At 36.6% G+C, this 12,568-nt stretch carries 21 protein-coding genes; 1 reads left to right on the top strand and 20 read right to left on the bottom strand.

The window, feature by feature from the left end; translation table 11 throughout:
• Positions 1 to 100 precede the first annotated feature (100 nt).
• A complete protein-coding gene (locus tag VJ786_RS16065; RefSeq protein WP_000547740.1) occupies positions 101 to 937 on the top strand; it encodes a tyrosine-type recombinase/integrase in 837 nt (278 codons plus the stop codon).
• Between the two features lie 4 nt (positions 938 to 941).
• Here the strand turns inward: VJ786_RS16065 and terS are convergent, their stop codons facing one another.
• From terS to VJ786_RS15970, 20 genes are all read right to left on the bottom strand, one after another.
• Positions 942 to 1,886: a phage terminase small subunit gene (gene terS / locus VJ786_RS16060; protein WP_202283775.1), complete on the bottom strand. Its 945-nt coding sequence runs from the start codon at positions 1,884 to 1,886 to the stop codon at positions 942 to 944.
• 78 nt (positions 1,887 to 1,964) lie between these two features.
• Complete coding sequence (locus VJ786_RS16055) at positions 1,965 to 2,183, bottom strand: hypothetical protein (protein WP_202283776.1); 219 nt, start codon at positions 2,181 to 2,183, stop codon at positions 1,965 to 1,967.
• An 18-nt stretch (positions 2,184 to 2,201) separates the two neighbouring features.
• Positions 2,202 to 2,435: a hypothetical protein gene (locus VJ786_RS16050; RefSeq protein WP_000799156.1), complete on the bottom strand. Its 234-nt coding sequence runs from the start codon at positions 2,433 to 2,435 to the stop codon at positions 2,202 to 2,204.
• A gap of 136 nt (positions 2,436 to 2,571) precedes the next feature.
• The gene (locus VJ786_RS16045; RefSeq protein WP_202283777.1) at positions 2,572 to 3,612 is read right to left on the bottom strand and encodes a DNA cytosine methyltransferase; all 1,041 of its coding nucleotides are present in this window, start codon (positions 3,610 to 3,612) and stop codon (positions 2,572 to 2,574) included.
• Between the two features lie 11 nt (positions 3,613 to 3,623).
• Positions 3,624 to 4,154: a ParB N-terminal domain-containing protein gene (locus tag VJ786_RS16040; RefSeq protein WP_202283778.1), complete on the bottom strand. Its 531-nt coding sequence runs from the start codon at positions 4,152 to 4,154 to the stop codon at positions 3,624 to 3,626.
• 844 nt (positions 4,155 to 4,998) lie between these two features.
• Positions 4,999 to 5,502, bottom strand: coding sequence for an ArpU family phage packaging/lysis transcriptional regulator (locus VJ786_RS16035; RefSeq protein WP_202283779.1), 504 nt, complete (start codon positions 5,500 to 5,502; stop codon positions 4,999 to 5,001).
• Between the two features lie 493 nt (positions 5,503 to 5,995).
• Positions 5,996 to 6,349, bottom strand: a complete 354-nt coding sequence (locus VJ786_RS16030) for a hypothetical protein (protein ID WP_202283780.1) — start codon at positions 6,347 to 6,349, stop codon at positions 5,996 to 5,998.
• Positions 6,350 to 6,382: 33 nt separating this feature from the next.
• The gene (locus tag VJ786_RS16025; protein ID WP_336558026.1) at positions 6,383 to 7,006 is read right to left on the bottom strand and encodes an NUMOD4 domain-containing protein; all 624 of its coding nucleotides are present in this window, start codon (positions 7,004 to 7,006) and stop codon (positions 6,383 to 6,385) included.
• Positions 7,007 to 7,126: 120 nt separating this feature from the next.
• Positions 7,127 to 7,342 carry a hypothetical protein gene (locus VJ786_RS16020; RefSeq protein WP_202283782.1) on the bottom strand — a complete coding sequence of 72 codons (216 nt, stop codon included), beginning with the start codon at positions 7,340 to 7,342 and terminating at the stop codon, positions 7,127 to 7,129.
• A 358-nt stretch (positions 7,343 to 7,700) separates the two neighbouring features.
• Entirely contained in the window at positions 7,701 to 8,210 is a 510-nt protein-coding gene (locus tag VJ786_RS16015) for a hypothetical protein (protein WP_202283784.1), read from the bottom strand.
• 38 nt (positions 8,211 to 8,248) lie between these two features.
• Positions 8,249 to 8,875 carry a dUTP diphosphatase gene (locus VJ786_RS16010; protein ID WP_060757409.1) on the bottom strand — a complete coding sequence of 209 codons (627 nt, stop codon included), beginning with the start codon at positions 8,873 to 8,875 and terminating at the stop codon, positions 8,249 to 8,251.
• Positions 8,876 to 8,878: 3 nt separating this feature from the next.
• Positions 8,879 to 9,028, bottom strand: a complete 150-nt coding sequence (locus tag VJ786_RS16005) for a hypothetical protein (protein ID WP_201026899.1) — start codon at positions 9,026 to 9,028, stop codon at positions 8,879 to 8,881.
• Positions 9,013 to 9,477 (bottom strand): hypothetical protein, encoded by a 465-nt coding sequence (locus tag VJ786_RS16000; protein ID WP_060757408.1) that lies wholly within the window; start codon positions 9,475 to 9,477, stop codon positions 9,013 to 9,015. The genes VJ786_RS16005 and VJ786_RS16000 overlap by 16 nt, the downstream gene beginning before the upstream one ends.
• Positions 9,474 to 9,617 (bottom strand): Fur-regulated basic protein FbpA, encoded by a 144-nt coding sequence (fbpA, locus tag VJ786_RS16620; protein WP_000360606.1) that lies wholly within the window; start codon positions 9,615 to 9,617, stop codon positions 9,474 to 9,476. The genes VJ786_RS16000 and fbpA overlap by 4 nt, the downstream gene beginning before the upstream one ends.
• A complete protein-coding gene (locus VJ786_RS15995; RefSeq protein WP_202283785.1) occupies positions 9,617 to 10,429 on the bottom strand; it encodes a hypothetical protein in 813 nt (270 codons plus the stop codon). The genes fbpA and VJ786_RS15995 overlap by 1 nt, the downstream gene beginning before the upstream one ends.
• Positions 10,430 to 10,446: 17 nt before the next feature.
• Entirely contained in the window at positions 10,447 to 10,809 is a 363-nt protein-coding gene (locus VJ786_RS15990) for a cell division protein SepF (RefSeq protein ID WP_202283786.1), read from the bottom strand.
• 14 nt (positions 10,810 to 10,823) lie between these two features.
• Complete coding sequence (locus tag VJ786_RS15985) at positions 10,824 to 11,246, bottom strand: AbrB/MazE/SpoVT family DNA-binding domain-containing protein (RefSeq protein ID WP_202283787.1); 423 nt, start codon at positions 11,244 to 11,246, stop codon at positions 10,824 to 10,826.
• A gap of 62 nt (positions 11,247 to 11,308) precedes the next feature.
• Positions 11,309 to 11,821 (bottom strand): hypothetical protein, encoded by a 513-nt coding sequence (locus tag VJ786_RS15980; protein WP_202283788.1) that lies wholly within the window; start codon positions 11,819 to 11,821, stop codon positions 11,309 to 11,311.
• An 11-nt stretch (positions 11,822 to 11,832) separates the two neighbouring features.
• Complete coding sequence (locus VJ786_RS15975; RefSeq protein WP_202283789.1) at positions 11,833 to 12,360, bottom strand: Holliday junction resolvase RecU; 528 nt, start codon at positions 12,358 to 12,360, stop codon at positions 11,833 to 11,835.
• An 8-nt stretch (positions 12,361 to 12,368) separates the two neighbouring features.
• Positions 12,369 to 12,568, bottom strand: a 200-nt coding sequence (locus tag VJ786_RS15970) for a hypothetical protein (RefSeq protein WP_336558025.1), incomplete at its 5' end; no start/stop codon positions are given.

Here is a 12,568-nt window from a genome sequence, read left to right as displayed (position 1 = left end):
ATAATATAGATAATAGCTGACATAACAATGCAGGTTTACCAATCATATACCTACATTTATCTACAAAAAAATATTGCGTGTAATTAAAAGGAGTGTTTTTATGCATATACTAGATTCATTTATCAATCACGAAAAAGAACATGGAAAAAGCCCCGAAACAATTCGCGGCTATCATTACAAGCTGCTTCACTTTGAAAAATGGCTAGGAGCAGTCGAAACTGATCTATATGAATTTTCTCGTTCGGATGTTCAACAATACTTAGATGACCTAACTTCACAAAAGAAAAGTGCATCTACCGTTAATGGCCATTATGCTGCAATTAGATCGTTTTCTCAGTTTGCTAAGAAAACAGATTGCATTAAAGATATTCGTATAGTTAAAGCACCTAACTTATATCGTGAAGCTCCTGTTGCATTAGAACGAAAAGAAGTACTGCGTATTTTAAGAGAAGTAGACCGCAGCGGAAACAAACGTGATAAAGCTATTCTTCTAACCTGCGTATATGCGGGAATTCGAGTAGCAGAAATTGTATCACTCGATATAGATGATATTAGTTTTTCTGAAAGACAAGGTACCATCCGTGTTAGGCAAGGTAAAGGAAATAAAGAACGGATTATTCCATTACATAAAGAAGCACGTTATGCTATCTCTGATTATTTAAAAACTAGAGAGAGCACAGCAGCCGCTCTATTCCTTAGTAACAGACAAACACGCATTAGCAAAAGAACGGTTCAGCATATCTGTAATAAATACGGTGTGAATCCTCACCAATTTAGGCATACATTTGTTACTGATCTTGTTGATGCTGGTATCGATGATAAGACTATACAAACCCTAACTGGTCATGAAAGTCCTGCTATGATTACTCGTTATCGCAGCGTTAGACCAGAAGATAAACAAAATGCCATTGAAGCATTGTATAGGGACCGTGATTAAGCGATTAGGATTCTTCCCTTTTCGCTTTTCTTTTTGCAAATATATTTTCCAAACTTCCTGCCCAAGCTTTCGTTTGTTGTTGTTGATTTCCTGCACTGCCTTTTTCCTTTTCCCACTTCTCTTCTAAAATAGCGAGTTTTCTTTCTTCAATTTCTAATTTTCGCGGCGTTGTATTAGCTAAAGCATCTAATTTCTCGACTGCTTTTAACTTTTTATCTTGAATACGCGTCAACGCATCTTCATGCGCTAAGACCGCAGCTATTCGATCGCCTTCAGTTTCTTCTATAGATTGCTCCACCATTTCGAATTCTTTAACAGTCATCGTTTTATATTCACCACTTGGTAAATCCTCAACTTGTATCTGTCTTTTTACAGGTGTACGCTCCTTTACGATTCGCCTTTGAACAGGCGTTAACCCTTCACGTAATGCCTTTATACGTTTCATGATGAACATCTCACGGTACGTGTACAACTGAATCGCATCGATAAGTTCCTGTATAGGATCTATTTCTTCAATTTGGAGCAGCTGCCTTTCTTCTTCATCTAAGGCATCTTGCCACAAACTACGATACTCTCCTGTTTTCACCGCGTTCCCATTACGTAATGGAGCAGCGCCACCCTTGTTTCCTACAGCATTTTTATTACCCGGTTTAGCACCAGGACCGCCCCTATTACCTACAGCATTTTTATTACCTGGTTGGGCGCCTTTCGATTTAGGAGCGTTCCTTTTACTAATAGGAGCGTTCTCTTTTGATTTAGGAGCGTTCTTTTTTAATTCTTCCTCTAATGCTTCTTCCCAATTATCTTGAGATTTCCATTTACGAATGGTATTAGCAGGTACTCCAATTTGTTTTGCAATATCTACTAATTTATTTTCGTTACCGCTTTTTTCGTTATCAATCCAGATTTTTTTAGCTTGATCCCGTCTAGGATCTCTCTTTCTAGCCATCTCTCATCTCACCACCTCCTCACCAGAATTCGAGTTTGAGTTTGTTTCCCGTGTTTTCAGCGGATTTATATCCACTCTTTATGTGCTCATTATTAAAAAATCGTCTATCGCTTTCTCAAGAACACTCATAGCAGATTCCCTTTTTTGTTTAGGAGTGGTATTGTCTTCCATTTCATTTATAATTGAAATTACTTGATCTAATTTCTCCGGAGCAACTAGTTCAGTTACTTTCTCTGCTCCTATCATTGAAATAAATGTCCCAATAACAACTGTTTGTTCGAGTTTAGTTAACTTCATTTATTTCTGCTCCTCTTCTTATAAATCCTCATTACGTAATTTCTGCTCCAATTCTAAAAGTCTCTCTAAATCATTAACTGATTTGAATTCTATACTTCCATCACGTAAGCACTTATACCAATGAGCTATAGCAGATTGAACTACCTTTTTATATTTTTCACGATTTTCACTTTCTTCTTCATACTGCTCTAACTGCGATTGCAGCAATACTTTCTCCGTATCTTCTGAATTAAAATGTTTAGTGTTTTTCATTGAAACAATCCCCGCTTCTGTTTATGATAGAAGTCGAGATAGTGGTCAACCAAAAACGTGGCCACGTAATATCCACTATCTCTACAAGGGATTGTTCCTTTGTATATGAAAAAGAGGAGTATTCGGGCGCGACCGTTTACTCCTCTTTATTTTTAAACCATTGCAAATAGATTTGTTCCGCTATTTTCTTAGTCATTACAGGTGGAACACTCATTCCGCATACATATTGAGGATTAGCATCGCCAAAATCATAATCTCTTGGGAATGACTGTATTTTAACAATATCTGCAGTAGATATTTGAAACGGTTCATCATAACGAATATTTATCCCACCAGCAGTTAATGTAGGTGGTACCTCATGATTCTTTACAAATACCGTGTTAAAATTATTATCTTTTCCTTCAATACGTTTCGAAATATCCCCCATATTCTTATCTGTAGGGATTCGTTTTAACCATCTGCGATATGTCTTTGTTTTAGGGTTGATAGGATTACCTTTTCCGCTCCTTATATCTCCATACGGGATAGGTACTTCATTAAAGGATAATTGTAGATCTGGTAAACTCAGTTCTTTTTGACGTGCAATAAAAAATATCCGCTCTCTTCTTTGCGGAATACCCATTGTTGCTGCATTCAATTTAAACAGCTGCACATCATATCCAATATCCTGAAAACCTTGGATAACTTCTTTTACGTACCCTTTCGCTTTCCCTATAATCATTCCTGTTACATTCTCTGCAACAATAACTTTTGGTTTTAACTTCTCTGCTACTCCAATAAACTCAAAGAACAGATCATCTAATACTTGTTTCGCTTGACCCTCTCGAAAAGATTTCTTAACTCCCCAGGCTTCTTCTCTTACACCTGCAGTAGAAAATGAAGAACATGGTGGCGAACCATCCAATATATCTAAATTAAATAGTTCTGCGGGTAATTTAGCATTAGGGATATCTTTAAATTCTCTTATATCCATGCAATACGAATAGCGTGGCTTATGATTGTTTTGATATAATGCAACCATTTGAGGATCTATGTCACAATTTCCTAATACTGTGCAGCCTGCTAATTTATATCCCATAGTAGAGCCACCACCACACGCAAAACAACTAAATACATTTAGACCATTCTTCGGAACAAATTGTAAATCCGTTAACTTCCAATCATACTCTCTTTTCATTATTCCACCTCTTAATTAAAATGGAATCCACATTTAGGACAAGTATGATCGAACTGATTTTCCGAATAATCGTCTAAATTTAATTCCTGATTTTCACGAACTTTAGTTTCACCGAATTCCGTTTCTATTGCATTGGCATCATTTTTTAGAAGCTCTGCAAGTTCATCTTCATTAAATCCGGTAATTTGCAAGTTTGCTCCTGATTCTGACAGATCTTGTAGCAATTGCTCTAGCTTATATTCATCCCATTCGCCTTCTACCTTATTAAGCGTGATATTCAAGGTTTTTTCCTCAGTATCACTCAAATCGACTACTGAAACTTCTACCTCTTCTAATTTCAGCTCATTTACAAGGATTTTGAAGCGCTGGTGTCCTCCAACTAAATTACCTGTACGCTTATTCCATACAAGCGGTTGTACATATCCGAATTTCTCAACTGACTGCTTTAATTTTTCATATTCTGCATCTCCCGGTTGTAAATCAATTCGGGGATTATATGGTGCAGGATTAATTTTGTCTATTTGTACTTTTCTAATCTCCATTCCATATCCTCCTATAAAACATAAAAAGAGCCCTATTATTAAGAGCTCCTTTTCTTCTCATATTATTCTTTTAAGATTTTATATCTCTTTGAACCAATAGCACTTTACTACTCAGCAAATAGAGAACTGGCTATTAGCTCAAAGAGAGACAAAAGCCTCTCCGTTAGTTGCAGATCATCATGATTCAGGAATGTTAATAACGACGAAATAACTTTGTGAGTAGTTATTATAAATTAAAACCGTGAAAGCATAAATGAATTCGCATCATATCCTAACGCTTTGAAATCAAGAACTGCAAATTCATTTAATTAACAACCACCATTTTTAATCCATATAATACGACGTTAATACACCTTTCAAATTCTAATACATAAGCCTGAAGGGGATTTCTTGCTACTATATCAGCCGACGCTCCAACATAATAGCATTCTAAAATAGTACAAGATGGCATTTTGTAACATTTGAGAGCAAGAAGGGGACGTTCTCGCTCTCAATAGGATACAAAATCATTTTTTTGGAAAAGGAGCTCCATTATGAAGCTCCTCACCTGTTTTTGTACTTCTCGCATAATATAAAGGGCAGATAGAGTAGAGGGTACGGGGTTACGCACCCTCCATATATTCTTTAAGCGTATTCTCGTATAAAGAATATATGGAGAGGCATGTGAATGTTCCGTTAAACAAAACACCACATCCTCAAGGGTTATGGAGGGAACCCAATAACAATCAGTTCGTCTTCTTAAGCTATTTTCTCTACAATATCATAATAACACATTCGTAATGTATTCTTTAAGCATATTTTCTGCTATTTTTCTGCATTTAAACTGTAAATAAAAAACACCCCATTAATTTGGAGTGCTTTCATCCTTCTTCAAATACTTTAGTTTTCGTAAATTAACGGCTAATTTATAAAATGCATCGGATTGAATATTATAAAATGTACGCTCTGATACATCTAAGAAATCCTCGTAGATCTCTTTATCTATGTAATCCTCAAAGTCGAGGTATTTTTTCACAATTAATGTACGTTCCCGTTTACTTAAACGATTTACCGCACGCATTATTCTACCCATAAATTTTGTACGTTTATCATTCTCTTCCATATTACGAATGACCGTATCTTCTGTGCTGCTATGAAATGCATTTGAAAATGTTGGTGGAGCAATACTAAAATTTGGCGTGATCTTGGGCAAATTCTCTTCTTCCATCTCGTACATATACATTTTGTATTGATATAATTCTGCCTCTACCGCTTCCTTTGTAGCATCTCTATCAATTTCCTTTAGCATAGAAGAAATTGATTTCTTTTTTCGTACTCTTCCTATTCTCCCAGTTTCATTTACGCTCATTTCTAATATTGCCCCTTTCTCACTCTCTATCTAATTACATTGATTGTTTTACCGCTATATCGCGGCTTATATGCACCCATTAGGTATTTAAGATCATGTTCTGTTAATGTTTCCTTTTGAAGTTTCTTTTTCTTTCTATTTCTCTTTTTATTAATCACTCCTGATTTCATACAGCTTACCTCTTCCCCTTACGATTTTTTTATTTACGTAGTCCTGCTGTACTTCCCTCTAATACCGTATCGTTTCTTAAATAACTCTAATTGCCTGTGGTCCCATCCCCACATTTCTCTAATACTGTTCGCGCTATGTCCTGCTGCAATTAATCTCTCATAATCTTCTCTTGTGTGAGTTGGCCGCTCTTTTTTTATTTCCTGTAATTCTTCTTCGCTTAATTTGTACTCAATTAACTTACCAGGCAATCTATCTATATCTTTCGCAAAACGCATCGGACCTAATTGACGTGTAGACTTGGTACCTCTGTAGAAAAGGACCATTATCGATTTCTCCGTTTCCACTTACTCCAATTACGCCGCTGCGTCTTCTTTTTGTTATAGGATAATTTTCGATTAATAGAATGCTTGCGTGCTGCTGTTAAAAATGAACGAAACAGCTTAACACCATCAATATGAGTCTGAGCCTGAATATTGATGGGACCTTTATCAGATTCTTCTATTTGATGATCCGTAAACCAAGAAATTCTCCCTGGGATTTTCTTTTCTTCATCCGTTCCACTTACAGTTACTGTACTAGCAGCTACTTGTACTTCATTGGGTTTTGAAATATAGTTAACGATTGCTTTTCTAATTGATCCAATACCTTTTGTAACAACTGTTATTAATCTATTCATACCTATTCACCTTTCTATTAAGATTTTTTATTATTAGTTTGCTAACTGTTCATATTCCTCAGCAAACATGAAGATATATCCACCACTTGTCCTAGACTTATGATTACAATTATCTAAGACTGCTTGATAAGAAAGGAAACATCTTCTGCCTGCTTCACGTGCTGATCTAAATTCATCAATAACTTCTCTTGTATTCATATCCAATTGAATAACAGGTTTTCCCTTCGATTTTCCTCCTGTCATTTTCCCGCGTTTTTCTTTTGAAACATATTCAAGGTTACCAGCGAAAGTATCTGTTTTGATGCCATTTTTAACACGTAATACCTCTCCTGGTTGTGGTGCTTCTAAAAAGTGCAAAGCAACCAATGTTGCCACGCTATAACTTTTGTACTTACCGTTGTATTTCACTTTAATTCCTAAGTAACCCTTACCGGTTGGAAATGGTAGTAAAAACCATGTTTTCTTTTTTCCTATCCGCTTAAACCGTCCGTAATTAGAAATAAGAAACTTACCTTCAGAACCCTCAATCGGTTTCCATACTTCATTATCAAATATTTCTTTTGCGTACCATTCCTTCCGCTGCTGTGCAGTTACAGTATCTTTTACAATGTAGCAGCCGATACTCCTAATTCTCCGACCTCTTGATTTTGCACTCATAAGAGTACTTATAGATAATCCTGTGAGTTCTACCAGGTATTCATAAGTGGTTTCCGATAAAACATTAGTTCTCGGATCGTACAAAAGAACCATATCTTCATCCCCCCTACCCAAATTGCGTTATCGTATCCATTTCTCAGCTGGAAAATCTCTCTCATATATAAATTTACGAAGTTGGTTATCTGTCATTGTTTTTATGTCCAATGGATTGATTTTGCATAGATTCCCTCTCATTGCTTCATATTTGATATACTCAGCTGCTGTCACTTCAAGCTCTGCTCTTGAGAATCTCCTCAAAACAGCCTTTGCTTCTTTAGTAGCTTGATTTTCACTCAATGCAATGCCCCCTGATTTTATTGTGTTTCTTCACATCTACAATCGTGCAGCCACTCATCACACTTCTTACATTCACATTCACAGTTTTCTAGTTTTTCTTCACACTTAGCACAATAATCAATGACTTCATAAATCACTTATTTTCCTCCTCGCTAAGTTCCTTGATAGTCCGAACCATCCAAGCAAAACTGTTCGCTTCAACTAATACGGATTTCGCTTGTACCAAACTAGCGTCACATATCAGTTGTAACTTTTCTTTTGTTGTCATTTCCTTTTGCTCAATTATTTTTTCCCAGCCCATTTTGTCCCCTCCAATCAATTGTGTTTAAATCTAAAATCAATAGACCGACTATTCGGTTTAATATATACGCATTTTAGTCCAATAGGAGGATTCTTTAGCTTTTCTTGCGCACTCTTCCCTTGTTAACACAGGGGTTGTTATCGCCTCTTCTACACTCCATTTTTGCTTTTTTATTCTGTCACGTGCCAACCTATAGCAAATCCCGTTTAATGACGCTATTTTCATTTGTTCATCATTTAACACTTTGTTTTGACATTTAGAATTAACTTTCTCAGCTAACTCTAACGCTTGGTATTTATCTATAGGAGGTGTCGTTATCGCATCAATTATTCTCCAGTTTCTTTTTATTCTAGCTGCATATGTCGCTCGAGAAATTCCGTTTTTTAAAGCTATTTCTTTTACATTTTTCCACCCTGTTGCATTATGAATAGATGGTTTAGTCATCGCATCCTCTTTATCCCAACCCGAATTTCTAATCCTACGATTTAATAGATCACGACTAATTCCATGCTTAGCTGCTATTTCATATTCTTCTGGAGTAACATAAAAATCATATGCAGATTTCATATTCCATCCCCTCACTTTTGTACAAAATTCAAATGGTATTAGTATCCGTTGTTCTGCCGATCATGATTAACTTTGTTCTTTTCTATATACGCACACTCAATCTCTTCTAATTTGAAACCTAACATTTCTCCTAACCCCAAATAATGACTAAGCAAAACATCCGCATTGTAAGCGGTTGGATCATCTTTTAATTTCACAGCAAGTGCATATATTTCTAAAAATTGTTCCGTTACATCGCAACATCGGATTGAAACCGGAAGGGTAATTTTCACATCCATGTCAATGCAAAGGCTTATAGCGAAATGTAATCCATCTACATATTCTTCGAGTAGCGGGTTTTTATCTATAACTAAATATCCGGCGCATTTTTCGCAATAATACCAATGGTTCCCTAATCCATGGATACCTAACTTTTCATCGATAGGCGGGTTCCCCCTTGTATACCCTTTTTCCTTACAATCTGGACAACTTTCTCTACTAAATGTTCTTGGTTTTCGATCATTACTCCAAAACTTGAACACTCGCCATTCTTTCATACACTCTGCCACTTCATCGATAAAAGCTAATATACGTAAATTAAATGTTTCTTCTCGTGTAAGTACCTTATCTTGTAACACCCTTTCATCAAATTTTGCTTGCATTTCGAATAGTCTATTAATGTTCATATATTACCCTCTCCTCACACTCTTAATTTTTGCTCCTGGTATTAATAAACTGCAGGCGATATAACGCGCTTCATACACATCTTTTGCGTTTTCAGTAACACTGAGCGTTCCTTCCATCGGTGGAAGTTCGTATTCAATTATGAATGGATACATACCGCATATTCCCCCTTCTCCTTGCGGTAATCCTTAATAATTGCTCCTGCTTCATCAAAATAAATAATTTCCCATCGTGGATCTGCTTTTGATTCATATGAAAGCCCATCATATATAACTAGCAAATCTGATTTATGATTCCCTACAATTGTGGCCATCTTCCCGGCTATCTGTACTCTCATTCCCATACGAGCAAACTCAACTTTTCTGTATTTGCACATTCTTATAAAGTTTGCTTCTTTTACATAAAACTGCTCCAAGTTATCTAGGCCGAGATTTTCACATTTCACTAGTTCTTTAAAAACAGGGAACAGCATTTGTGTTTTATTCTCCTTAAATTCCTTGTAGTACATTGACACTGCTTGTGCTTCTGAATGAGCAGCAAGCTCCATTTCGTGCTTCTTACCTTCTAATTGAATAGATAACCGATAACGATACTGTACACTCATCTTTTCATCCCCTTGTTTTTCGATTCCGCTTCTTCTAAAAGAAGTACCAACTCCGAAATATGCAATTCCCAGAGTTGGCGTTTCCCTTGTTTAAAAATCCCTTTATCGATAAGTAGCTCTATGATGCACTGCTTGTCCATTAGCCCTCCGGATTCACTCTGTCTTCCGCTAAATATTGGAGATTAAGTTCTGCTGCAGGTCGAGAAGTAGCTAAATATCCATCCTCTTCATTTCCATACAAAACAACCACATCGCCACTCACATCCAATTGCTCCACAACTCGAACCCACGCACCATTTGTATCTGTAGCCATGTCAAACGGCATAAAAAGATTGAATTTTCTGTTATTTTTTACAAATGATGCAGCACGTTTCAATTCTTTGACCTCTTCTGACGTTGCAAGCCGAACATCAAACATATCCATCGGTACCTCGCCGCCATTGTCATAATCGTATTTCCCTAATTTGAATTCTATAGCGTAATCAAATTGCAACTTGTTATCTTCCACTCCACAACATTCAGCAACCCATTTCACTTTTTCATTTTCGAAAACAACGTGATCGCCTTTTCGAATTACAGGACTCTCAACTTCGTAACCTTCTTCAATTGCTCTAGCTAGCTTAATAAGGTTACCTTTTTCAAACAGCCAAGTTGTTTTGAATAATTTATGAGCTTGTTTGTCTAATATCTCCCACATGGCGTTTGGTGAACTGGAGTATCCTTTCAAATCTAAAACCTCTGCAATTTCTTTCGGGATTTTTACAAGTTCTGCAGCCGTTTCCTTCACTTCACTCTCCACTGCAACAAGGTTTTTTTCATTTACAAAAGCTAGTCCTTTTTCCTCTGCTACAGCCCACATACCAGGTACTCCCGTTTCCCCAATTACAATTCCTACAATACGATCACACCCACAATTACATTTAACCTCTTGTTTAAATTCGAACTTTTTCATTTTCTTTTCTCCTCTCGTTATCTCAAATATTTTTCTACTAATAATGGTTTAAATCCACTATCAAAATAAATTCGTAACCTTACTGCTTTACCACTGTCACGCATCTTCTTACACAACTCTTCTGCTGCTTCCCAACTAAAATTTTTCACTTTAGATCGTTTGTAGCGCCATAGTGCCGTTACATAATCCATAAATAAATCGAACCTGTCATCGGGAGTGATTTTTTTAGGAAGTTCATCTGCATCTTTAGCATTCTTAGGTATTTTTGCTACAACATCTGCAAAACTCACTTTTCCTTTTGTTTGTTTCACATGCGCCTTACGTATATCGAACTGTACGATTTCCGGCTCAACATCGAATATGTTAAGTTGTTTACTCATAACAGTTCACCCGCTCACACTGTTAGGCCTAATTGCTTCATTTCTTTTGCGATACCTTTTAAGGCTTTCGGGCTTAATATCACCTTTCCACCTGCTAAAGAAATATTGTCGTAGCTAATTTCACCCGTAACAGCACATGCATTTGATACTCTATATTTTCTTAAAACAATTTCATCTTTATTAACAAACACTTCTACTGGATCACCTTCAACTATCTCTAAAACACGACGTAATTCTATTGGTATTACTACACGTCCCAAATGATCTATTTTTCTTGCGATACCAGTTGATTTTTGTTTTCTCAAAACCACTGTATCTTCATTTCTATAAACCTCAATTAAATCACCATCTGTAATATCTTGTGCACGACGAATTTCAATAGGAAGTACAAAACGCCCTAAGTTATCAATTTTCCTTACAATACCTGTTGCTTGCATGTTAATTTCTCTCCTCTATGATTAATTTTTATATTCTTCACTTCATCACCATCTCACCAGGTTTAAAAATCAAATAGAGATAGTTGTTCGGCCTTTTCAATTTGAGGTGCTACTTCTACTAAAACCAGCGGTGAACATGCTGCTTCCTCCTCTAATACCGCTGAAACATCACCATCAAACCACCGCCATGTTATAAAACTACTTTTCGGATGGCATCCCAGAAACTTCCCATCACTTACCCGGTACACGTAGCAATTTTTACTGGATTGGCTATGTGCATATTTACTTGCACTTAATAAGTACTTATGTCCTATTTTTAAATTAAGAGTATTGATTGTGCTTTCTGCTACTACGACAGCTTCATCTTGCAAATCAATTTGCGCGGCAGCCATTTCCTCTTGAGGACTTTGTTTTATATGTTCCATTCCTACTCTTTGTATGTAATGTCCATCGGAGTCCGGCTGCTCCATCCTTAACTGAATCCCAAACATTTCACCCGGTATTACAAAATCTACGGTTCCCCAGCCATTAAAAAGTAAATCTTCAACAAAAACTCTATCCCCTTCAGCGATCATGCGAGCACCTCCTAGTTAATTTGCGGTAGTGCAGCAAGGTAATCTAATGCGATTCCTCTTCCTGGTCCACATCGGATGCAATTTTCTACAAAGAATTGATAAGGAATACTTTTTCTTCCTCCTTGCACTGCTTCCGCCCACCATTCTGCTAGTTGGTCAAACATTAATATGTAGTGTTCTTGATGTAACGAAAACTCTACTAACATAAAGCTAATACCTTTTTGTTGTTGGTGTTTCCGTAAATATGTTACTTGGTGACTTTTTATATTTTGTAGCGGAAAATTCGTTTTATTTGTTGTGCTTTTCGCATCAAATGCGATGGATACTCCATTTGTTATTCCTTTATAATCTACGGTACTTTTATGGTCATACCAACCGCTTGCTATCTGCCCACGCTGATCTAATTTCTTCACCTTAACTGGAGTTGCTACTTTATCAATCAATGCTACTTCCCTAGCATCATATTGTGCATTTGCAGTTTCTATAGCGATTTCTAAAGGCTTCCCTCGGTTTGCGTAATTCGTTGCTTTTTTCACCATCTCACCACCTACTTATCACGATTAAATTTCTCGTCATTAAGGATCCAACCTTTCATATCCGAATCAGGGATATAATCAGTAACTTCCCATTCGATTGATAAGGAATAATTTTTGACGTATCTTTGTAGCGTGGAAAAAGCAATTAAATTGGTAGATATTAGAAGTTTGAGTTTGGCACAACTCAAAGATGCACTGGTAGAAATGGGCG

Origin of the sequence: Sphingobacterium tenebrionis (assembly GCF_037126265.1) — a bacterium.
In the GTDB taxonomy this organism is placed as follows: domain Bacteria; phylum Bacteroidota; class Bacteroidia; order Sphingobacteriales; family Sphingobacteriaceae; genus Sphingobacterium; species Sphingobacterium tenebrionis.
This window is presented reverse-complemented; position numbering and strand designations above follow the sequence as displayed.

Coding starts and splice junctions, on each gene's coding strand:
- VJ786_RS16065 (WP_000547740.1), top strand. CDS start 101: ATGCATATACTAGATTCATTTATCAATCACGAAAAAGAACATGGAAAA.
- terS (WP_202283775.1), bottom strand. CDS start 1,886: ATGGCTAGAAAGAGAGATCCTAGACGGGATCAAGCTAAAAAAATCTGG.
- VJ786_RS16055 (WP_202283776.1), bottom strand. CDS start 2,183: ATGAAGTTAACTAAACTCGAACAAACAGTTGTTATTGGGACATTTATT.
- VJ786_RS16050 (WP_000799156.1), bottom strand. CDS start 2,435: ATGAAAAACACTAAACATTTTAATTCAGAAGATACGGAGAAAGTATTG.
- VJ786_RS16045 (WP_202283777.1), bottom strand. CDS start 3,612: ATGAAAAGAGAGTATGATTGGAAGTTAACGGATTTACAATTTGTTCCG.
- VJ786_RS16040 (WP_202283778.1), bottom strand. CDS start 4,154: ATGGAGATTAGAAAAGTACAAATAGACAAAATTAATCCTGCACCATAT.
- VJ786_RS16035 (WP_202283779.1), bottom strand. CDS start 5,502: ATGAGCGTAAATGAAACTGGGAGAATAGGAAGAGTACGAAAAAAGAAA.
- VJ786_RS16030 (WP_202283780.1), bottom strand. CDS start 6,349: ATGAATAGATTAATAACAGTTGTTACAAAAGGTATTGGATCAATTAGA.
- VJ786_RS16025 (WP_336558026.1), bottom strand. CDS start 7,006: ATGAGTGCAAAATCAAGAGGTCGGAGAATTAGGAGTATCGGCTGCTAC.
- VJ786_RS16015 (WP_202283784.1), bottom strand. CDS start 8,210: ATGAAATCTGCATATGATTTTTATGTTACTCCAGAAGAATATGAAATA.
- VJ786_RS16010 (WP_060757409.1), bottom strand. CDS start 8,875: ATGAACATTAATAGACTATTCGAAATGCAAGCAAAATTTGATGAAAGG.
- VJ786_RS16005 (WP_201026899.1), bottom strand. CDS start 9,028: ATGTATCCATTCATAATTGAATACGAACTTCCACCGATGGAAGGAACG.
- VJ786_RS16000 (WP_060757408.1), bottom strand. CDS start 9,477: ATGAGTGTACAGTATCGTTATCGGTTATCTATTCAATTAGAAGGTAAG.
- fbpA (WP_000360606.1), bottom strand. CDS start 9,617: ATGGACAAGCAGTGCATCATAGAGCTACTTATCGATAAAGGGATTTTT.
- VJ786_RS15995 (WP_202283785.1), bottom strand. CDS start 10,429: ATGAAAAAGTTCGAATTTAAACAAGAGGTTAAATGTAATTGTGGGTGT.
- VJ786_RS15990 (WP_202283786.1), bottom strand. CDS start 10,809: ATGAGTAAACAACTTAACATATTCGATGTTGAGCCGGAAATCGTACAG.
- VJ786_RS15985 (WP_202283787.1), bottom strand. CDS start 11,246: ATGCAAGCAACAGGTATTGTAAGGAAAATTGATAACTTAGGGCGTTTT.
- VJ786_RS15980 (WP_202283788.1), bottom strand. CDS start 11,821: ATGATCGCTGAAGGGGATAGAGTTTTTGTTGAAGATTTACTTTTTAAT.
- VJ786_RS15975 (WP_202283789.1), bottom strand. CDS start 12,360: ATGGTGAAAAAAGCAACGAATTACGCAAACCGAGGGAAGCCTTTAGAA.